The sequence below is a fragment of the Ramlibacter algicola genome (assembly GCF_016641735.1).
GTDB lineage: Bacteria > Pseudomonadota > Gammaproteobacteria > Burkholderiales > Burkholderiaceae_C > Ramlibacter > Ramlibacter algicola.
Genome location: NZ_JAEDAO010000001.1, coordinates 2741382 through 2761260, shown reverse-complemented (window position 1 = coordinate 2761260; position 19879 = coordinate 2741382). Strand labels below are relative to the sequence as shown.

At 71.5% G+C, this 19879-nt stretch carries 15 protein-coding genes, 1 other RNA gene and 1 pseudogene; 11 read left to right on the top strand and 6 right to left on the bottom strand.

The window, feature by feature from the left end; translation table 11 throughout:
- Position 1: 1 nt before the first annotated feature.
- From I8E28_RS13380 to trxA, 3 genes are all read right to left on the bottom strand, one after another.
- On the bottom strand, positions 2–253 hold the full coding sequence (locus I8E28_RS13380; RefSeq protein WP_200788547.1) for a type B 50S ribosomal protein L31: 252 nt from the start codon (positions 251–253) through the stop codon (positions 2–4).
- Positions 254–337: 84 nt separating this feature from the next.
- Entirely contained in the window at positions 338–1603 is a 1266-nt protein-coding gene (gene rho, locus I8E28_RS13375) for a transcription termination factor Rho (protein WP_200788546.1), read from the bottom strand.
- A 199-nt stretch (positions 1604–1802) separates the two neighbouring features.
- Entirely contained in the window at positions 1803–2135 is a 333-nt protein-coding gene (gene trxA, locus I8E28_RS13370) for a thioredoxin TrxA (RefSeq protein WP_200788545.1), read from the bottom strand.
- 101 nt (positions 2136–2236) lie between these two features.
- Between trxA and I8E28_RS13365 the strand changes: the two genes are divergently transcribed.
- Both I8E28_RS13365 and I8E28_RS13360 read left to right on the top strand, forming a co-directional pair.
- On the top strand, positions 2237–4744 hold the full coding sequence (locus I8E28_RS13365) for a PD-(D/E)XK nuclease family protein (protein WP_200788544.1): 2508 nt from the start codon (positions 2237–2239) through the stop codon (positions 4742–4744).
- Positions 4737–7940 carry a UvrD-helicase domain-containing protein gene (locus I8E28_RS13360; protein ID WP_200788543.1) on the top strand — a complete coding sequence of 1068 codons (3204 nt, stop codon included), beginning with the start codon at positions 4737–4739 and terminating at the stop codon, positions 7938–7940. The genes I8E28_RS13365 and I8E28_RS13360 overlap by 8 nt, the downstream gene beginning before the upstream one ends.
- Here the strand turns inward: I8E28_RS13360 and I8E28_RS13355 are convergent.
- Positions 7937–8365: a hypothetical protein gene (locus I8E28_RS13355; protein ID WP_200788542.1), complete on the bottom strand. Its 429-nt coding sequence runs from the start codon at positions 8363–8365 to the stop codon at positions 7937–7939. The two genes, I8E28_RS13360 and I8E28_RS13355, sit on opposite strands and share 4 nt — an antisense overlap.
- A 210-nt stretch (positions 8366–8575) precedes the next feature.
- Here I8E28_RS13355 and I8E28_RS20960 point away from each other — a divergent pair, with 210 nt between their 5' ends.
- Positions 8576–10855: an ATP-binding protein gene (locus tag I8E28_RS20960; RefSeq protein ID WP_200788541.1), complete on the top strand. Its 2280-nt coding sequence runs from the start codon at positions 8576–8578 to the stop codon at positions 10853–10855.
- A 15-nt stretch (positions 10856–10870) separates the two neighbouring features.
- Here I8E28_RS20960 and I8E28_RS13345 read toward each other — a convergent pair whose 3' ends face one another.
- Together I8E28_RS13345 and ffs are read right to left on the bottom strand one after the other, a co-directional pair.
- Positions 10871–11929 (bottom strand): WD40 repeat domain-containing protein, encoded by a 1059-nt coding sequence (locus I8E28_RS13345; protein WP_200788540.1) that lies wholly within the window; start codon positions 11927–11929, stop codon positions 10871–10873.
- A gap of 125 nt (positions 11930–12054) precedes the next feature.
- Positions 12055–12151: signal recognition particle sRNA small type (ffs, locus tag I8E28_RS13340), an RNA gene on the bottom strand.
- 63 nt (positions 12152–12214) lie between these two features.
- Here ffs and dnaX point away from each other — a divergent pair.
- The 8 genes and pseudogenes from dnaX to I8E28_RS13295 all read left to right on the top strand — a co-directional run bounded on the left by dnaX (position 12215) and on the right by I8E28_RS13295 (position 19869).
- Positions 12215–14014 (top strand): DNA polymerase III subunit gamma/tau, encoded by a 1800-nt coding sequence (dnaX, locus tag I8E28_RS13335; protein ID WP_200788539.1) that lies wholly within the window; start codon positions 12215–12217, stop codon positions 14012–14014.
- Positions 14015–14047: 33 nt separating this feature from the next.
- The gene (locus I8E28_RS13330) at positions 14048–14380 is read left to right on the top strand and encodes a YbaB/EbfC family nucleoid-associated protein (protein ID WP_200788538.1); all 333 of its coding nucleotides are present in this window, start codon (positions 14048–14050) and stop codon (positions 14378–14380) included.
- A 10-nt stretch (positions 14381–14390) separates the two neighbouring features.
- A complete protein-coding gene (recR, locus tag I8E28_RS13325) occupies positions 14391–14978 on the top strand; it encodes a recombination mediator RecR (RefSeq protein ID WP_200788537.1) in 588 nt (195 codons plus the stop codon).
- A gap of 21 nt (positions 14979–14999) precedes the next feature.
- Entirely contained in the window at positions 15000–15407 is a 408-nt protein-coding gene (locus I8E28_RS13320) for an MAPEG family protein (RefSeq protein ID WP_200788536.1), read from the top strand.
- A 122-nt stretch (positions 15408–15529) separates the two neighbouring features.
- Entirely contained in the window at positions 15530–16576 is a 1047-nt protein-coding gene (locus I8E28_RS13315; RefSeq protein WP_200788535.1) for an ABC transporter substrate-binding protein, read from the top strand.
- Positions 16577–16642: 66 nt separating this feature from the next.
- On the top strand, positions 16643–17539 hold the full coding sequence (locus tag I8E28_RS13310; protein ID WP_200788534.1) for an ABC transporter ATP-binding protein: 897 nt from the start codon (positions 16643–16645) through the stop codon (positions 17537–17539).
- 2 nt (positions 17540–17541) lie between these two features.
- Positions 17542–18381 carry an ABC transporter permease gene (locus I8E28_RS13305; protein WP_200788533.1) on the top strand — a complete coding sequence of 280 codons (840 nt, stop codon included), beginning with the start codon at positions 17542–17544 and terminating at the stop codon, positions 18379–18381.
- 103 nt (positions 18382–18484) lie between these two features.
- Positions 18485–19869, top strand: a pseudogene (locus I8E28_RS13295) (MFS transporter).
- Positions 19870–19879 lie beyond the last annotated feature (10 nt).

The following is a 19879-nucleotide window of genomic DNA, read 5'->3' as shown; positions in this document are numbered from 1 at the left end:
CTTACTTCTTGATGCCGAAGCGGTTGCGGAACTTCTCGACGCGGCCGCCCATGTCGCTGACGGACTTCTGGGTGCCGGTGTAGAAGGGGTGCGACTCGCTGGACGTGTCCAGCTTGTACAGCGGCAGCTCGCGGCCGTCGTCGGTCTTGCCCATTTCCTTGGTGCTCACGCACGAACGGGTGACGAACTTGAAGCCGTTGGACAGGTCCACGAAGAGCACTTCGCGGTAATTCGGGTGGATGCCTTCTTTCATGGTCTTTCCTGTTGCTGCGGGAGCCGGCGCCGGACCGTCCGGGCTACTTTCCGCCAAAGCCCGCCATTATAGCCGTCCGGTGGCTCAGCCGCCCCGGCGCATCATGTCGAAGAACTCGACGTTCGACTTGGTGGCCTTCATCGACTTGAGGACCATCTCCATCGCCTCGATCTCGTCCATGTTGTACATGAACTGGCGCAGGATCCGGGTCTTCTGCAGCACCTCGGGCGCCAGCAGCAGTTCCTCGCGGCGGGTGCCCGAGCGATTGAGCTGGATCGAGGGGAAGACGCGCTTCTCGTACAGGCGGCGGTCCAGGTGGATTTCGCAATTGCCCGTGCCCTTGAACTCCTCGAAGATCACTTCGTCCATCCGCGAGCCGGTGTCGATCAGCGCGGTGGCGATGATGGTCAGCGAGCCGCCTTCCTCGACGTTGCGCGCCGCGCCCAGGAAGCGCTTGGGACGCTGCAGCGCGTTGGCGTCGACACCGCCGGTGAGCACCTTGCCCGAGGACGGCACGACGTTGTTGTAGGCGCGGGCCAGGCGGGTGATCGAGTCCAGCAGGATCACCACGTCCTTCTTCAGTTCGACCAGGCGCTTGGCGCGCTCGATCACCATCTCGGCCACGTGCACGTGGCGGGCGGCCGGCTCGTCGAAGGTGGAGGCGATGACCTCGGCCTTCACCGAGCGCTGCATGTCGGTCACTTCCTCGGGGCGCTCGTCCACCAGCAGCACCATCATGTAGCTGTCCGGGTAGTTGGCCGCGATGGCGTGCGCGATGTGCTGCATCATCACCGTCTTGCCGCTCTTGGGCGGCGCCACCAGCAGCGCGCGCTGGCCCTTGCCGATGGGCGCGATGATGTCGACGATGCGCGAGGTGACGTTCTCCTCGCCCTTGAAGTTGTCACGCTCGAGGCGCATCTGCTCCCGCGGAAACAGCGGGGTCAGGTTCTCGAACATCACCTTGTGCTTGTTCTGCTCCGGCGGCCCGCCGTTGACCTTGTCCAGCTTGGTCAGCGCGAAGTAGCGCTCGCCGTCCTTGGGCGTCCTGACTTCACCTTCGATCATGTCGCCGGTGTGCAGGTTGAAGCGGCGCACCTGCGAGGGCGAGATGTAGATGTCGTCCGTGCTCGCCGTGTAGCTGGTGTCCGGGCTGCGCAGGAAGCCGAACCCGTCGGGCAGGATCTCCAGCACGCCGTCGGCGAACACCTGCTCGCCGGCGCGGGCGCGCTTCTTGATGATCGCGAACATCAGCTCCTGCTTGCGCATGCGGCCGGTGTTCTCGATCTCGAGTTCATCGGCTTGCTTGAGCACTTCGGAGACGTGGAGCGCCTTGAGTTCGTTCAGATGCATGGCTGCGACTGCGGTGTGCACCCCGGCTTGGGGCTGTTGTGGTGTCGGGGGAGGGGCCTCGTGCGGGACAGGCGCCCCGCGGACCGGATTCGAACTGACCTGCTTCACGCAGGCAGGTCAGCGATTGACGGTCATTATGCAATAAAAAAACAGATGGGGCGCCGAGGCGCCCCATGCGTGGCCGGCGGCAGGCGCCGGGTCAGGCCAGTTGCTGGTCCAGGAACTGGGTCAGTTGCGCCTTGCTCAGGGCGCCGACCTTGGTGGCCTTGAGCTCGCCGCCCTGGAACAGCATCAGCGTCGGGATGCCGCGGATGCCGAACTTCGCGGGGATCTCGCGGTTCTCGTCGACGTTCATCTTGGCGACCTGCAGCTTGTCCTGGTACGAGGCGGACACCTCGTCGAGGATCGGCGCGATCATCTTGCACGGGCCGCACCACTCCGCCCAATAGTCGACGAGCACGGCCTTGTCGGCCTTCAGGACGTCGCTTTCGAACGTCGCGTCGGTGATGTGCTTGATGAGATCGCTGGCCATGGTGGTTCCTTTCTGCGTGCGGTGGTGGTGTCCCGCTACAGTCGGGTCATTGTGGCAGAAGACAAGAAAGCGCACAGGGCGTGCAGGGGGAAGCACACGCTATGGGCGTGATAGGCACAGCCGCGCAGACGCCCTGGGCCGAGTGGCTGGGCCGCGTGCGGCAGCAGCTGGATGCGCGCGCGGTGCATCCCTCGCGGGCCGTCGTCCTGCTGCCGTATGCGCAGCTCATGCCGATCGCCCGCCGGCACTGGGCGCAGGTGTCTCCCGAAGGGTTCGCGCCGCGCTTCGAAACGACCATGGACCGCGCGGGGCGGCATGCGGCCGAGCCCGGTCCCGAGGACATCAGCTTCGATCGCGGCCGCGACCTCGTGACGGCCCGTGGCTGGCTCGAGCGCGCCGGTCTCGGCGCGAAGGCCTCGGTGCTGGCCGGCCGGCTGGTCGACGCCGCCTGGCAAGTCGCCGGTTGCGTCGCTGCCGTGCCGCCGCAGGCCCGTGACGCGTGGGCGCTGCAGGCGCGTCCGGCCCTCAGCGCGGGCCTCGACGCGCCCGTGCTCGCGCTCGAAGCCGCCGTCGCCCGCATCGCCCTCGAATGGGCGCTGGCCACCCGGCATCCCCGCGACGTGCTCTTCGAGGACGCGGCCTGGAACGGCGTCGACCTGCTGGTCGCCTGCGAGGGCCTGCAGCCCGATCCGTTGGCCCAGGCCATCGCCGCCAGGCTCGGCGACCGGGCGGTGCGCCTGCCCCTGCCCGAGGCCGCCGCGGCAGGCGAGGTGCGCCTGCACGCCTGCACCGATCCGGCGGACGAAGCGCAGCGCGCCGCAGCCTGCGTGCTGCGCCATCTCGAGGCGGGACGTGCCCCGGTGGCGCTGGCGGCGATCGACCGCGGACTGACGCGGCGCATCCGCGCGATGCTCGGCGTGCGGGGCGTGTCCGTCCGCGACGAGACGGGCTGGAAGCTCTCGACCACGCGAGCCGCGGCGCAGGTGATGGGCCTGCTGCAGGCCTCGCGCCGCACGGCGGCCAGCGACGACGTGCTCGAGTGGCTCAAGGACGTGCCGGCACTCGCGTCCTTCAGCGTCGACGCGCTGGAGCGCACCGTCCGCCGCAACGGCTGGCGCGACTGGCACGAGGTCTCCCGCCTCGCGCAGGACGCGCCGCCGTGGGCGGGCGCCGTGCCGCAGGTCGACGGCTGGCGTGAATCGCTGCAGGCGCCTCGCGCGCTGTCGCAATGGCAGGTGGTGTTGCGCGAGGTGCTGCAATCCACCGGTGCCTGGACCTCGTTGCAGCGGGACGAGGCCGGGCAGCAGGTGCTGCAGGTCCTCGGCCTCGACGACGTCTCCCTGGGCCTGTGGCGCGAGTGGCCGCAAGGCGCGCGCCGCCTCGGTGCCGGCGAGTTCATCGCCTGGGCGGCCGACACGCTCGAATCCGCCAGCTTCATCCCGCCCGCGCCGCGCGAGGCGCAGGTCGTCATCCTGCCGTTCGCGCAGATCGTCGCCCGCGACTTCGCCGCCGTGGTGCTCGCAGGTTGCGACGAAGCCCGCCTGCCCGCCGCGCCCGAGCCGCCCGGCGCCTGGACCCGCGCGCAGCGCGCCGCCCTGGGCCTGCCCGCCCGCGAGACGCTGGCGCGCGAACAGGCGCTGGCGTGGCGCCATGCGCTCGCGATGCCGCTGGTCGACGTGCTCTGGCGCACCGCCGACGGCGCCGGCGAGCCGGTGCTGCCGAGCCCGCTGGTGCAGGGCTGGACGCTGGGCCGCGGCGTGGCCGAAGCGGCCGATCCGCGCGAGCTGGCGACGCTCGACGTGCAGGTGATCACGCAGCCGCAGGCCATCGGGTCGTCGCTGCCGGTCGAGCGCCTGTCCGCGAGCGCCTACGAAGACCTGCGCCGCTGCCCGTACCGCTTCTTCGCGCTGCGGCAGCTGGGGCTGCAGGAGGCGAACGAGATCGACGTCGAGCTGGACAAGCGCGACTTCGGCACCTGGCTGCACCTGGTGCTGCGCGAATTCCACGAAGAGGACGCGCGGGCGCCGGACGGGGACCGCGCCGCGCTGCTCGATCGCTGCGCCGATTCCGCCGCGCGACGGCTCGGCCTGGCGAATGGCGAATTCCTGCCGTACCGCGCCGCGTGGCCGCAGGTGCGCGACGGCTACCTCGCCTGGCTGCAGCAGCACGAGGCGCAGGGCTGGCGCTTCGCCAGCGCGGAGACGGACCATGCGATGCCGCTGGAACGCTGGCAGCTGATCGGCCGCATCGACCGCATCGACACCGGTCCCGATGGCCGGCGCATGGTCATCGACTACAAGACCGAAGGCCTCAACGCCACGCGCGAGCGGGTGAAGGTGTCGCAGGAGGACACGCAGCTGGCGTTCTATGCCGCGCTGCTGGAGGACGACGAACTCGCCGCCGCGTACGTCAACGTCGGCGAACGCGGCGACACGGTGCGCGTGCAGCAGGACGACGTCGTCGCCGCACGGGACGCGTTGCTGGACGGCATCCGCCACGACCTGGGCCGCATCGCCGACGGCGTGCCGTTGCAGGCGCTGGGCGAGGGCCGCGCCTGCGAGTTCTGCGCCGCGCGCGGCCTGTGCCGCAAGGACGGCTGGCATGACTGAGGCGCTCGCCTACGAGGTCGACGGCCGCCGCGTCGATGCGGCGGCGTTCTACGCGATCGCGTGCGATCCGCGCCGCAGCGTCGCGGTCGAGGCCTGCGCCGGCGCGGGCAAGACCTGGATGCTGGTGTCGCGCATCGTGCGGGCGCTGCTCGAGGGCGTGCAGCCGCACGAGGTGCTCGCGATCACCTTCACCAAGAAGGCGGCCGGCGAGATGCGCCAGCGCCTGCAGGAGTGGCTGGCCGAGTTCGCGTTGGCCGGCGACGAGCACCTCGACACGGCGCTGCTCGCGCGCGGTGTCGCACCTGCGGACGTCGCACGCCTGCGTGAGCCGCTGCGCACCCTGCATGCACGCGTGCTCGAAGGCGGGCGTGGCGTGCAGATCCGCACCTTCCACAGCTGGTTCGCCGCGCTGCTGCGCCATGCCCCCCTCGCGACGCTGGAAGCGATGGGCCTGCCGGCCAGCTACACGCTGCTCGAGGACGACTCGCAAGCCGTCGACGCGGTCTGGCGCCGCTTCCATCTCGCCGTCGCCGCCGATGCGCAGGCGCGGGCCGACTACGAGGCCGGCGTCGCTGCGTGCGGCCGCTTCATGCTGTCCAAGGCGTTGCACGCCGCGCTGTCCAAGCGGGTCGAGTTCGCGCTGGCCGACCGCGACGGTGTCGTCGAGGCCTCGGTGGAGCACTGGCACCAGCGCTTTCCGGAGTTCGCGGCCGTCGACGAGCCGCGGCAGCTGCTTGCGTTGGCGACCGTACGCCAGGCCTGGTTGCCCGCGGCCGCGGCGCTGGGCCGCGCTTCGGCACCCACGTTCTCCGCCTGCGGCTCGCAGCTGGAGCAAGCCATCGGCGAGGGCAACCTCGACGTCGCGCTGCAGGCGCTGCTGACGCAGAAGCTGGAGCCGCGCAAGTTCAACGACAAGCTCGCGGGCATCGAGCACGTGCGCGGCGCGCAGTCACTCGCGCTGCGCATCTGCGAAGCCGTGGCCCAGCACGAAGCCTGGCTGCACCACACGCGGCTGGCCCGCCTGACGCGCCTGCTGCTGGCCGAGTACGCCGCCCTCAAGCGCGAGGAGGGCTGGGTCGACATGGCCGACGTCGAGCAGGCGGCGCACCGCCTGCTGTCCGATCCGGTCCTCGCGGGCTGGGTGCAGGAAGGCCTCGACGCCCGCGTGCGGCACCTGCTGGTCGACGAGTTCCAGGACACCAACCCGCTGCAGTGGCAGGCGATGCATGCCTGGCTCGGCTCGTACGCCGGCGCCGGCCATGCGCCCGGCGTGTTCCTCGTGGGCGATCCCAAGCAGAGCATCTACCGCTTCCGGCGCGCGGAGCCGCAGGTGTTCGCGGCGGCCCAGCGCTTCGTCGTCGAAGGCCTGGGCGGGCAGCGCCTCAGCTGCGACCACACGCGGCGCAACGCGCCCGTCGTGCTCGCGGCGGTGAATTCGGTGCTTGGCACGGCGCGCGATGCGGGCGAGTACGCCGGCTTCCGCGACCACAGCACGGCGTCGAACGAGCAGGGCGTCGTGAGGTCGCTGCCGGTGATCCCGCGGCCGGAAGCCACGGTGCAAGCCGAGGCGGACGACACCTGGCGCGACAGCCTCGCCATCCCGCGGGAAACGCCCGAAGAACGCCTCGTCACGCTCGAATGCCGCCAAGCGGCCCGCTGGATCGCCCAGCGGCTCGCCGGCGGACTGGAGCCTTCGCAACTGCTGGTGCTGGCGCGCAGGCGCGACCGCCTCTCGGCCCTCGAAGCCGAGCTTCGCGAACTGCGCATTCCCGCCCAGCAGCCCGAGAAGACGCGGCTGGGAGAGGCGCCCGAGGTGCAGGACCTCGTGGCGCTGGTTGACGTGCTGGTCTCGCCCACGCACGACCTGTCGCTGGCACGGGCGCTGAAGTCGCCGCTGTTCGGCGTCGACGATGCGGCGCTCGCGCAGATCGCGGTCCGTGCACGCGCCAACGCCGCGGGTGGTCGGCGCCCGTGGCTGGAGTTGCTGCAGGCCGAAACGGATTGGCCGGCCGGGCTTGCGGCCGCCGCGGCTTCGCTCGCGCGCTGGCACCCCTGGGTGCGCAGCCTGCCGCCGCATGACGCGCTGCATGCGATCTACCACGATGGCGACGTGCCGGCGCGCTTTGCACGCGCGGCGCCGCCCGCCTTGCGCGACGCCGTGCTCGCCAACGTGCAGGCGCTGCCCGCGGCGGCGCTGGAACTCGAAGGCGGCCGCTTCGCGACCCCGTATGCGTTCGTGCGCGCCTTGCGCGCGGGGCAGGTGCAGGGGCCCGGCATCGCGGCGACGGACGCGGTACGCCTCCTGACCGTCCATGGAGCCAAGGGCCTCGAGGCGCCGGTCGTCCTGCTGCTGGACACCGATGGCGCACCGCCACCCGCCGAGACGATGACGGTGCTGGTCGACTGGCCGGGCGAAGCCGAAGGCCCGCGCCGCTTCACCTTCCTCGCCTCCGAATCGCGCTCGCCGGCCTGCAACGTGCAGGCGCTCGCCGTCGAACTCGACGCCCGGCGCCGGGAGGAGCTCAACGCCCTGTACGTCGCGATGACCCGCGCCCAGCGCGAACTGGTGCTGTCGTCGATCGAGCCCTATCGCGCGGCGGCGGGCAGCTGGTGGCAGCGCGTGTCGCCGCTGGCGCAAGCCGTGGACGTGGGACCCGAATTGCCGCAGGGGGCGAGCACCGACCAGCACTTCACCATGCCCGTGCTTCCGCGGGTTGACCTGCCCATCCCGCCGGTGCGCGACACCGGCAGCGACGCCTCGCGCCTTGGGGAACTGCTGCACCGGCTGTTGGAGTGGCATGGCGCCGGCGTGGCGCTGCCCTCGGGCGCGGCGCTGGCGCGTGCGGCGCGGCCCTTCCGCCTCGACGCTCCGCAGGCGGCGCGAGCACGCGCGATGGCGCAGGCGATCCTCGCGGGGGAAGGCGCGTGGGCGTGGGACCCGGCGCACGTCGCGTGGGCAGGCGACGAAGTGGAACTGGTGCACGCGGGCGAGGTGCTGCGCCTCGATCGCCTGGTGCGGCACCACGACGGGCGCTGGTGGGTGCTGGACCACAAGTCGGCCGCGCATCCCGAGCGCGACGCCGCGCTGCAGGCGCAGTTGCGCCGCTACGTCGCCGCCATCCAGGCGCTGCACCCCGGGGACGAGGTGCTCGGCGCTTTCCTCACCGGCGACGGCCGCCTGGTGACACTGGTCTAAAACTGGTTGCGGTAGTAGATCGTCGGGTTGCCGTTGCTCTTCTTCAGCCCGATGCGCGCGCCGCTATCGAGCTGCAGGCCGATGAACTTGTCGGCGAACAGCCTCTTGCTCGCGGGGGCCAGCTTCATCTCGACGCGCGCGCCGTAGACCGTCGATTCCTGCTGTTCGATCAGCGACAGCGCATCCCGCGGCGGCGGCGTCACGCGGCGCCAGGCGCTGAAGTCCACCAGCTGGCCGCCGATCGGGTGGCTCCATTGCACGCCGACGTCCACGCTGCCGCGGGGGGCCAGGCCGGGGAGGGATTCGCGGGCGGTGAGCGACAGGCTGGGCGCGCGGGGCCCCGAGCGGATGGCACCCGGCTCGGCATCCGCCAGCGCGTTGACGGTGGCGGCCGAGGACTGCGCGAAGGCGGGAGCGGCGAGCATGCAGGCCGCCCACAAGGCCACGAACCCGATGCCTGGCACCGGACCCCGGGGACTGCTGGACGCCGCTCGGCGCATGGTGGACCTCCCTGTGCTTCTTGCGACGGAGTGTTGGCGCGGCCGTGCGCCGCCCCTGTGGGACGCCTCCGTCGCGAGTTGTCATCCGCCGCAGCCGCGCGATGTGCGGCGCGGCGCATCACGCACAATCGGCGCGTGACGACAGCCCAGCAGACACTCGCCGGCAGCCTCGACCTCCCCGGGCCGGGGCGCCGCCGCTGGGGGCTGGGCCGCTGGCTCGCCATCGCGTTCTCGCTGCTGTCGATCCTGGTGACGGCGGGGCTGGTGCTGGTGGCTGAGCGAACCGCGAGCGCCGAGGTGCGTTCCACCATCGGCATCAACCTGGCCGAACTCGCGAACCAGACGACCAGCCGGCTCGATCGGGCCATGTTCGAGCGCTACCGGGAAAGCGAACTGATGGCGCTGCGCATCGCGCAGCTGCGCGACCCGGCGCGCCTGCAGGCCGAGCTGGACGCGATGCAGCGCAGCTACCCGCTGTACGCGTGGATCGGCCTCGCGGATGCCCATGGCAAGGTGCTGGCCGCCACCGGTGGCGTGCTCGTGGGCGCCGACGTCTCGGCGCGCCCCTGGTGGCGCGAGGGCCGGTCGCGGCCGTTCCTCGGCGACGTCCACGAGGCCGTGATGCTCGCCAAGCTGCTGCCCGGGCGCGGCGGGCAGCCCCTGCGGCTGGTGGACATCGCGATCCCGGTGCCCGACACGGGCCAGGTGCTGGGCGTTCATCTCTCCTGGGCGTGGGCGCAGGACGTGCACAAGGCCATCTTCCTGCCCGTGGGCCGCGACCAGGCGGCCGAGCCGCTGATCGTGGCGCAGGACGGCACGGTGCTCCTGGGGCCGAAGGACGTCGAGGGCACGAAGGTGGCGCTGCCGAGCCTGGACGCGGCGCGCCACGCGCGCGGCTATGCCGTCGAACGCTGGCCCGATGGCCGCGACTATCTCGTGGGCTATGCGCGCGACGCGGGCTACGGCGGCTACCAGGGCCTCGGCTGGCGCGTGCTGGTGCGCGAAGACCTGGCGGTGGCGGACGAGCCGGTGCGGCGCCTGCGGCAGCACCTGGTGCTCTGGGGCCTGCTCGTCGCGGCGGCCTTCAGCGCGCTCGGGTGGTGGACCGCGCGGCTCGTGACGCGCCCGTTGCACGACCTGGCGGCCGACGCGCGATTGCTGGAGCAGGGCGGCGGCATGCCCGTGCGCGGCGACGCCGCGTACGCGGAGGTCTCGGAGCTCGGCGGCGCGTTGCGGTCGATGGTGGCGAACCTGCGGGCGAACGACGCCGTCCTGCGCGAGCTCAACGCGTCGCTCGAGCGGCGGGTCGAGGAGCGCACCGCGGCCCTGCGCGAGACCTTCGAGCACGTGCGCGAGAACGAGGGCCGCATCCAGACGATCCTCGAATCCGCACCCGACCCCTTCATCGCCGTCGATCTCGACGGCCGCATCACCGACTGGAATTCGCGCGCCGAGGCGCTGTTCGGCTGGCCGCGCGAGGACGCGCTGGGCCGCCCGGTGATCCAGCTGCTCGTGCCCGAGCGCTACCGTGCCTCGGCCGAGCGCGCGCTCGAGCTGGTCCGGATGACGGACCGCATGCCGCTGGGCGGCGCCCCCCTGGAGCGCATCGTGGTGGACCGCGAAGGCCGCGAAATCGAGGTCGAACTGCGCGCCGGCGTGGTGCGCACGGGCAACCTGCACCTCGTGTGCGCCTTCATGACCGACATCCGTGGGCGCAAGGAAGTCGACCGCCTCAAGAGCGAGTTCGTGTCGACGGTGTCCCACGAGCTGCGCACGCCGCTGACGTCGGTCTATGGCTCGCTGCGGCTGCTCGCAGGCGGCGTCGGGGGCACCTTGTCGGAGCAGGGCCGGCAGCTGCTGGAGATGTCCACGCGCAGCTGCGAACGGCTGATCCGCCTGATCAACGACGTGCTGGACGTGGAGCGCATCGCGTCGGGCCGGCTCGAGCTGCAGCTGGAGACGCTGGACCTGCGCACCGTGGTCGAACGGGCGCTGCACGACACCTCGGCCTACACCGCCGAACTCGGCGTGCGGGTGCGCTTCGATGCGCCGGACGACGCGGTGCCGGTGCACGTCGACGCCGACCGCATCACGCAGGTGGTGGTGAACCTGGTGTCCAACGCCGCCAAGTTCTCGCCGGGTGGCGACGAAGTGGTGGTGGCGCTGCGCGTGCACGAAGGCCACGCGCGCGTGGGCGTCACCGACCACGGCCCCGGCATCCCGCCGGCGTTCCGCTCGCGCGTGTTCGGCCGCTTCGCACAGGCCGACGCGAGCGACCGCCGCGAAAAGGGCGGCACCGGCCTGGGCCTGAACATCTGCCGCAGCATCGTGCAGGCGCACGGCGGCAGCATCGGCTTCGACAGCGAGCCGCGCGTCAGGACGGAGTTCTGGTTCGAGGTGCCGGTGGCGGGCTGAGCGGCCCGGCGACGATCACCCAGCGTCGAGCCGCCAGAGCGCCACGGCCTTGTCGGCGCCCGCGCTGGCGAGCCAGCCACCATCCGGACTGAAGGCGAGCGACCAGACGTCGTCGTCGTGGCCTGCCAGCGCCAGCTGCAGGCGGCCGTCCTGCACCCGCCACAGGCGGATCGTCGGATCCAGCGAGAGCAGCGCGTGTCCAGCGACCTGCTTCCACAGCGTGCCGACCGTGCCCTTTTCACGCCCGGCGGCGGCGAGCCAGCGGCCGTCCGGGCTGAACTTCACGGCGTAGGTGTGGTCGGCGCCGCCCGTCAGGACGTGCACCGGCGTGGCATCGGCGGCGCGCCAGACACGCGCGGTGCAATCGTCGCCGCTGCTCGCGAAGACGTCGCCCGCCGGGCTGTAGTCGACCGACACCACCGCCTGCGTGTGGCCGCTGACGATGCGCTCCAGCCGGCCGTCCTGCGCGGACCACAGGCGCACGTCGTAGTCGAAGCTGCCGCTGACGAGGCGCTCGCCTCGCGGGCTGTAGGCCACCGACCAGACGTTCCGGCGATGTCCCGCCAGGGTGTGCGCGAGCGAGCCATCCGCCACGCGCCATTGGCGCACCTGGCTGTCCTCGCCACCCGAAGCCAGCATCGCGCCACCCGGTCGGAACGCGAGCGCCCAGACCGTGCCCGCGTGGCCGGGAAGCGATCGCACCGGCTGCCCCGTTGCAGCGCTCCAGAGCCGGATGCTGCCGCCGTAGCCGGCGGTGGCGATCAGCGAACCGTCCGGGCTGAAGGCCACCGTCGTCGCGCCGCCGGCGTGCGTGAACGTGCGATCCAACTGGAGGTCGGGCATGCGCCACAGCTTGATGGCGCCGTCGACCTCGGTCGTCGCGAGCAGGTGCCCGCTCGGGCTGAAGGCGAGTTGCCGGAGGATCTGGGTGAAGCGCAACTTGCGTGCGGGCGTCGCACGAAGGGTCGGCGCACCGGAAGCAAAGGCGGGCGCGGTGGCCAGGGCTGCGGCGGAGGCCAGGAGCGCGCGGCGGGTGAGGGCAGGGATGTGCGGGTCGCGCGCGGCGGAGGTCATCGGCCGACTCTAGGAACGGCCCGGCGCGAAGGCGAGCCCGAGCCGACAGGACGACGAGGTGTGCGACGGAATGCAGCGGAGCTGGACGGCGCGCGTGCGCGGCTCGTGGTGCTGCAATCGAAAGAGGTGACGAGCCTTACCCCCGGCACTGGCTCCACAGTTAGGGCTGCTTGGTTCCCCACCTGACCCGGTTGGCCGCTTCACCATGCGGGGAGGCCCGTCACCGCCGATTGTAGGCGACACGCATGGTCGGGTTCGTCGGACCGCGCCCTTAGAATCGTCGCGATGTCGACCATCGTGCTCGCCCGCAAGTACCGGCCGAAGAACTTCGGCCAGATGGTCGGCCAGGAGCACGTGGTGCAGGCGCTGTCCAACGCGCTGACGCACCAGCGGCTGCACCACGCCTACCTCTTCACCGGCACGCGCGGCGTGGGCAAGACCACGGTGTCGCGCATCCTGGCCAAGTCGCTCAACTGCCAGGGCCCGGACGGGCAGGGCGGCATCACGGCCACGCCGTGCGGCGTGTGCCAGGCCTGCGTCGACATCGACGCCGACCGCTACATCGACTACACCGAGATGGATGCCGCGTCCAACCGCGGCATCGACGACGTGCGCGACCTGCTGGACCGCGCCAACTACAAGCCGGTGCAGGGCCGCTTCAAGGTCTACATGATCGACGAGGTGCACCAGCTCACGAAGGAGAGCTTCGCCGCGCTCCTGAAGACGCTGGAGGAGCCGCCCGAGTACCTCAAGTTCGTGCTGGCCACCACCGACCCGCAGAAGGTGCCGGTCACCGTGCTTTCGCGCTGCCTGCAGTTCAACCTGCGGCCGATGGCGCCCGAGACGGTGCACGAGCACCTGGTGCACGTGCTGCAGGGCGAAGGCATCGAGGCCGACACGCAGGCGCTGCGCCTGCTGTCGCGCGCGGCGCGTGGCTCGATGCGCGACGCACTGTCGCTCACCGACCAGGCCATCGCGTTCGGCGCCGGCCAGCTGCGCGAGGACACGGTGCGCCAGATGCTGGGCAGCGTCGACCGCAGCCACGTGTTCCGCCTCGTCGACGCGCTCGCGCGGTCCGACGGCAAGACGGTGGTCGAGATCTGCGACGCGCTGCGCGTGCAGGGCCTCGCCGCCGGCGGGGCGCTGGAGGAAATGGCGGCCGTGCTGCAACGCATGGCCGTGGTGCAGGCCGTGCCCGATGCGGGCAGCGACGACCCCGACGCGCCGGAGATCGCGCGCCTGGCCGCCGCCTTGCCGGCCGACCAGACGCAGCTGCTCTACACCATGGTCCTGCACGGCCGCGCCGAGCTGGGCCTGGCGCCGGACGAGTACGCCGCGCTCACGATGGTGCTGCTGCGGCTGCTCGCGTTCCAGCCGGGCGCTTCCGCCGCGGCGGAAAAAAAAACTCCGCCGGTAGCCGCCCGGACGCCTGAGCCGGCCGCGCCGGCTCCCGCGCCCGCGCGGTCGCAGCCGCTGGCCGCGCCTCCGGCGCCATCCGCCTCCGTCCCGCCGCGTGTCGCGCCGGCCGCGGCCGGCTTGCCCGCTGGACGTGTGCTCCCCGTCGTCGAAGCCCGTCCGCAGCCGCCGGCGCCGACGGCCGCGCAGCGCGAGCGCACGCGCGACGACGTGCTCGGCGTGCCGGTGCGCGTGCAGCCCGAGCCACGTCGCGAAGCGGCGGCACCGGTGACCACGTTCACGCCGACCGAGGAAGGCGACTTCTGGCACGCGACAGTGCAGCAACTGGTCGCCAGCGAAGCCGTCACGGCGCTGGTGCGCGAGCTGGCCCTGCAGTCGCAGCTGGTGGCACGCGACACCGGACATTGGTTGCTGCGCGTCGAGCGCGAGTCGCTCAACCAGGGCACGTCGCGCGAGCGGCTGCAGACGGCCCTGCAGGGCGCCGGCCATGCGGTCCAGCTGGCCATCGAGATCGGTCCCGTCGCCGACAGTCCCGCGCGCCGCAACGCGGCCGCGGCGGCGGAACGCCAGCTGGCCGCCGAGGACGCGATCCGCAACGACCCCTTCGTCCAGCAGATGGTGCGCGACTTTGGCGCCAAAATCGTGCCTGGCAGCATCAAACCCGTGTGACGGCAACGCCGCGCACCACGCAAGGAACCCACCATGTTCAACAAGGGACAGCTCGCCGGCCTGATGAAGCAGGCCCAGGCGATGCAGGACAACCTGAAGAAGGCGCAGGACGAACTCGCCAACATCGAGGTCACCGGCGAGTCCGGTGCCGGCCTCGTGAAGGTCACCATGACCTGCAAGCACGACGTCAAGCGCGTCGAGATCGACCCCAGCCTGCTGGCGGACGACAAGGACATGCTGGAAGACCTGGTCGCCGCGGCCTTCAATGCGGCCGTGCGCAAGGCCGAGGAGACCTCGCAGGAGAAGATGGGCAAGATCACCGCCGGCATGCCTGGTCTGCCCGGCGGCATGAAGTTCCCGTTCTGAGCGAACGCGCTTGGCGGACGCCGCACTCAACGCGCTGATCGAAGCCCTGCGGCGCCTGCCGGGGGTAGGCGTCAAGTCCGCCTCGCGCATGGCCTTCCACCTGCTGCAGCACGACCGCGAAGGCGCGCAGCAGCTGGCGCAGTCGCTCATGCAGGCGACGGCCCGCATCCGGCACTGCCGGCTGTGCCACACCTTCACCGAGGACGAGGTCTGCTCCACCTGCAGCGACCCGCAGCGGGATGCCAGCAAGCTCGCCGTCGTCGAGACGCCCGCGGACCAGGCAGCCCTGGAGCGCACGAATGCGTACCGCGGCCGCTACTTCGTCCTCATGGGCAAGCTCAGCCCGCTCGACGGCATCGGCCCGCGCGACATCGGGCTGGCCAAGCTGTTCGAGCGCGCCACCGACGGCGTGGTGCAGGAAGTGATCCTCGCGACCAACTTCACCGCCGAGGGCGAAGCCACCGCGCACGTCATCGGCGAAGCACTCAAGCAGCGCGGCCTGCAGGTCACGCGCCTGGCGCGCGGCGTGCCCGCGGGCAGCGAGCTGGAATACGTCGACCTGGGCACCATCGCGCACGCGCTGGTCGACCGGCGCTGAGACACGGGGGAGGAGAGGGCGATGGGGGCGAAATTCACGGTCGCGTACTGGTGCGTGCTGCTGGCGGCGCTGCTGCCGTATGCCTGCGCGTACCTGGCCAAGTCCGGCGGCATCGGCAAGCCGCGCGGCCAGGGCGGCTACGACAACCAGGACCCGCGCGCCTGGCTGGCGCGCCAGACCGACTGGCGCGCGCGCGCCAACGCGGCCCAGGCCAACACCTTCGAGGCGCTGCCGTTCTTCTTCGCGGCCGTGCTCATCGCGCACCAGCTGAAGGCGCCGCAGACGCAGCTGGACATCCTGGCCGTGCTCTTCGTCACGCTGCGCATCATCTACGTCGCCATGTACGTGGCGGGGCTCGCCACGATGCGCTCCGCCATCTGGTTCGCCGCCCTGCTGGTGAACATCGTCATCTTGCTGTCGGCTCTCTGACGGCACCGCCGCGCGGGCGGCGGAAAGCGTTACGTGGAAACCCGCAGGGGTCAGTCCGGATGCGGTGCACAAGGGTGGCGAAGACACTCGATGCACACGAGAAAAGCAGCGAGGACACCACCATGACTCCCCCCCGTTTCACCCGCCGCCACTTCACGCTGGCCGCGGGCGCGGCGGCCGCCACCCTGGCCGTGCCGGCGCTGGGCGCCGAAGGCCGCATCGAGAAGCCCAAGCTCTCCCTGGCGGTCGGCGGCAAGGCCGCCTTCTACTACCTGCCCCTGACCATCTCCGAGCAGCTCGGCTACTTCAAGGCCGAAGGCCTGGACGTGGAGATTTCCGATTTCGCCGGCGGCGCCAAGTCGCTGCAGGCGCTGGTGGGTGGCTCGGCCGACGTCGTCAGCGGCGCGTACGAGCACACCATCAACATGCAGAGCAAGAACCAGTTCATCCAGTCCTTCGTGCTGATGGGCCGTGCTCCGCAGATCGCCATGGGCGTGTCCACCAAGGCGCTCCCGCACTACAAGTCGCTGGCCGACCTGCGCGGCAAGAAGATCGGCGTGTCGGCACCTGGGTCGTCGACCAACATGGTCGCCAACCTGGTGCTCACGCGCGCGGGCATCAAGTCCGGCGACGTCAGCTACGTCGGCGTGGGCACCGCGGCGGGTGCGCTCACCGCGCTGCGTTCGGGCCAGATCGACGCGATGAGCAACACGGACCCCGTGATGACGATGCTCGAGCAGCGCGGCGACGTGAAGATCATCAGCGACACGCGCACGCTCAAGGGCACGCAGGAAGTGTTCGGCGGTCCCATGCCCGCGGCCTGCCTGTACACGAACGCGGACTTCGTGAAGCAGAACCCCAACACCTGCCAGGCGCTGGCCAATGCCATCGTGCGTGGCCTCAAGTGGCTGCAGACGGCCGGCCCCAGCGACATCATCAAGACGGTGCCCGAGGCCTACCTGCTCGGCGACCGTGCGCTGTACCTGGCGTCCTTCAACAAGGTGCGCGAGGCGATCGCGCTCGACGGCATGCTGCCCGACGAAGGCGCGCGCACCGCGCTGCGGGCGCTCTCCAGCTTCGAGCCGAGCGTCAAGCCGGAGAAGATCGACCTGGCCCGCACCTACACCAACGAGTTCGCGCGCCGCGCCAAGGACAAGTTCAAGGCGTGACCCGCTGCGGCTTCCGCACCACGACCGGCCCCGAGGGGCCGGTTCGCGTTTGGTAGGCTCGGGGCCATGGCGCACGCGCTCGAACTGGCGGACATCACCGTCACCTTCCGGTCCAAGGACGATCCCGGGCAGCGGTACACCGCCGTCGCCGACACCACCCTGCACGTCGGCGCCGGCGAGTTCGTCTCGGTCGTGGGCCCGACGGGCTGCGGCAAGTCCACGCTGCTGAACATCGGCGCCGGGCTGCTGCAGGCGTCGTCCGGCCAGGTGCGGGTGTTCGGCGAGCCGCTGCAGGGGATCAACCGCCGCGCCGGCTACATGTTCCAGGCCGAGGCCCTGATGCCCTGGCGCAGCACCATCGACAACGTGATGGTCGGCCTGCAGTACCGCGGCCTGCCCGAGGCGCAGGCGCGCGAGCAGGCGCAGGCGTGGCTCGCGCGCGTGGGCCTGGCGGGGTTCGAGGACCGCTACCCGCACCAGCTCTCGGGCGGCATGCGCAAGCGCACGTCGCTCGCGCAGGTGCTCGCGCTCGACCCGGACATCATCCTGATGGACGAACCCTTCTCGGCGCTCGACGTCCAGACGCGCCAGTTGATGGAGAACGAGGTGCTGGCACTGTGGGCCGGCGAGACCGAGCAGCGACGGGCCGCCCCTAGCGCGGAGTGGGCCCCCCTGGTGGGGGGCGGGCGCGAAGCGACCGGGGGGAGCAACAGACGCAAGGCGGTCCTGTTCATCACGCACGACCTCGACGAGGCGATCGCGATGAGCGACCGCGTCGTGGTGCTGTCGGCGGGCCCGGCCACGCATCCGATCGGCGAGTTCGCCATCGACCTGCCGCGGCCGCGCGACGTCGCCGAGGTGCGCAACGACCCGCGCTTCGTCGCGCTGCACGCGCAGATCTGGGGCGTGCTGCGCGACGAAGTCCTCAAGGGCTACGCGCAGCAACTGAAGAAGGCGGCCTGAGCATGTGGTCCCGCATCCGGCCGAGCGAGACGACGCTGCGCGCCTGGCAGCTGGTGGTCCTGGTCCTGCTGCTCGGCGTGTGGCAGCTCATGTCGCTCAACGACAAGATGGCGTTCTTCTTCGGCGAGCCGCTGAAGGTCGCCGGCCGCATCTGGTCGTGGTTCCTGCCGGTGGGCATCGCGCCCAACGCGCTGTTCCCCGACGGCCTGGAAGGCCGCGCCGACATCTACGTGCACCTGGGCGTGACGCTGCTGGAGACGGTGCTGGCGTTCTTCGCCGGCACGTTGCTGGGACTGGTGGTCGGCTTGTGGCTGGCGCTGGCGCCGACCGCCAGCGCGATCTTCGATCCCTACATCAAGGCGGCCAACTCGATGCCGCGCGTGATCCTGGCGCCGATCTTCGCGCTGTGGTTCGGGCTGGGCATCTGGAGCAAGGTGGCGCTCGCGGTCACGCTGGTTTTCTTCATCGTGTTCTTCAACGTCTACCAGGGCGTCAAGGAAGTCAGCCCGGTGGTGCTGGCCAACGCCCGCATGCTGGGCGCCAACCAGAAGCAGCTGCTGCGCACCGTGTACCTGCCCAGCGCGACCAGCTGGGTGTTCTCCAGCCTCCACACGTCGGTGGGCCTTGCGTTCGTCGGCGCGGTCGTGGGCGAGTACCTCGGCTCCGCGCGCGGCGTCGGCTACCTGATCCTGCAGGCCGAGGGCACCTTCGACGTCAACACCGTGTTCGCCGGCATCGTCGTGCTGACGGTGTTCGCGCTCGTGCTGGACGGGCTCGTCGGCCGCATCGAGCGCCGGCTCATGAAGTGGCAGCCGCGCGCCGGCGAAACCGAGAAACTCTGACAGCACCGCGGCGGACGGCCCCGTAGCATCGGCCTCCGTGTCCGCCATCGCCCGCGACGCCGGTGCGCCGGCCACCACCTTCGGCGCGCTGTTCAGCGCCGTCATGCTGCCGATGTTCCTGGCGGCGGTCGACCAGACCCTGCTGGCGGCCGCCACGCCGCGCATCGCGCGCGACCTCGGCGGGCTGGCGGACACGTCGTGGATCGCGGTGGGCTACCTGCTCGCGGCCACCATCGTCGCGCCGGTGTACGGCCGCCTGGGCGACCGCTACGGCCGGCGCAACGTGCTGTTCGGCGCGCTGGCGATGTTCGTGCTCGGCTCGCTCGCCTGCGGCCTGGCGCCGACGATGCACACCCTGATCGCTGCACGCGTGCTGCAGGGCCTGGGCGGCGGCGGGCTGATGGTGCTGTGCCAGGCGTTGATCGGCGAGCTCGTGTCGCCCGCCGAGCGGCCGAAGTACCAGGGCTACTTCGCGGCGGTCTTCACGGTCTCCAGCGTGGGAGGCCCGGTCATCGGCGGTGTCGTGGCCAACCACGGCGACTGGCGCTGGCGTTCCTCGTGAACCTGCCCCTGGGCCTGCTCGCCGCCTGGCGCGTGGCGCGCCTGCCGCGTCCGGCGCGGTCCGCGTTGCGCGACGCCCCCACGGATCCGGCCGGCGTGCTGCTGTTCGCGGCCTGCGCGACGAGCGCGCTGCTGTGGGTGAGCCTGACCGGCCATCGCTTCCCCGTGGTGTCGACGACGTCGGCGGCACTGGCCGCAGGCGCCCTCGTGTGCGGCGTGGCACTCGCGCGGCAGCAGCGCCGCCATCCGTTCCCGTTCCTGCCGCTCGACGTGTTGCGCCTGCCGGGCGTGGGCTGGATCTGCGTGTCGGTGATCGGCTTCTCCGGCACGATGTTCGCCCTGGTCTTCCTCCTCCCGATCTACCTGCAGGTGGGCCAGCAGAGCAGCGCGTCGGCCGCCGGCCTGCAATTGCTGCCGCTCACGCTGGGGATGGTGACGGGCTCGACGCTCAATGCCCGCTTCAGCGCGCGCACGCAGCGCAGCGGCGTGCTGCCGCCGTTCGGGCTCGGCGCCGCGTCGCTGGCCCTGCTCGCGCTGGCCGTCATGCCGGATTCGCACACCAGCATCGCCATCGCCTCTGCGGTCTGCGGCATGGGCTTCGGCACCGTGATGCCGAGCGCGCAGATCGGCACGCAGATGCTCGCGGGACGGGAGCGGCTCGGCGCCGCGGCCGCGCTGCTGTCGCTCACGCGATCGACCGGCGCGTCGCTGGGCACCGCGATGTTCGGCGGCCTGGCCTTCACGCTGCTGAACGTGCAGGCCGCGGGCGGCGAGGGCGCGCAGGTGTCGCTGGACCACCTGGACCCGGCGCGCGTGTCGCACGCCTTCCACCTGACTTTCGGCGCCGTGGCCGTGTTCGCGGCGCTGGGTGCGCTGGCCGCGACGCGCGCGCCGAGGATGGACCTGGCGCAGCGCGTGGGGCGCTAGGAGACGGCGC

Bases quoted from the DNA above. Each gene is read 5' to 3' on its own strand.
- I8E28_RS13380 (WP_200788547.1), bottom strand. From the start codon at position 253: ATGAAAGAAGGCATCCACCCGAATTACCGCGAAGTGCTCTTCGTGGAC.
- rho (WP_200788546.1), bottom strand. From the start codon at position 1,603: ATGCATCTGAACGAACTCAAGGCGCTCCACGTCTCCGAAGTGCTCAAG.
- trxA (WP_200788545.1), bottom strand. From the start codon at position 2,135: ATGGCCAGCGATCTCATCAAGCACATCACCGACGCGACGTTCGAAAGC.
- I8E28_RS13365 (WP_200788544.1), top strand. From the start codon at position 2,237: ATGGGCGTGATAGGCACAGCCGCGCAGACGCCCTGGGCCGAGTGGCTG.
- I8E28_RS13360 (WP_200788543.1), top strand. From the start codon at position 4,737: ATGACTGAGGCGCTCGCCTACGAGGTCGACGGCCGCCGCGTCGATGCG.
- I8E28_RS13355 (WP_200788542.1), bottom strand. From the start codon at position 8,365: ATGCTCGCCGCTCCCGCCTTCGCGCAGTCCTCGGCCGCCACCGTCAAC.
- I8E28_RS13345 (WP_200788540.1), bottom strand. From the start codon at position 11,929: ATGACCTCCGCCGCGCGCGACCCGCACATCCCTGCCCTCACCCGCCGC.
- dnaX (WP_200788539.1), top strand. From the start codon at position 12,215: ATGTCGACCATCGTGCTCGCCCGCAAGTACCGGCCGAAGAACTTCGGC.
- I8E28_RS13330 (WP_200788538.1), top strand. From the start codon at position 14,048: ATGTTCAACAAGGGACAGCTCGCCGGCCTGATGAAGCAGGCCCAGGCG.
- I8E28_RS13320 (WP_200788536.1), top strand. From the start codon at position 15,000: ATGGGGGCGAAATTCACGGTCGCGTACTGGTGCGTGCTGCTGGCGGCG.
- I8E28_RS13315 (WP_200788535.1), top strand. From the start codon at position 15,530: ATGACTCCCCCCCGTTTCACCCGCCGCCACTTCACGCTGGCCGCGGGC.
- I8E28_RS13310 (WP_200788534.1), top strand. From the start codon at position 16,643: ATGGCGCACGCGCTCGAACTGGCGGACATCACCGTCACCTTCCGGTCC.
- I8E28_RS13305 (WP_200788533.1), top strand. From the start codon at position 17,542: ATGTGGTCCCGCATCCGGCCGAGCGAGACGACGCTGCGCGCCTGGCAG.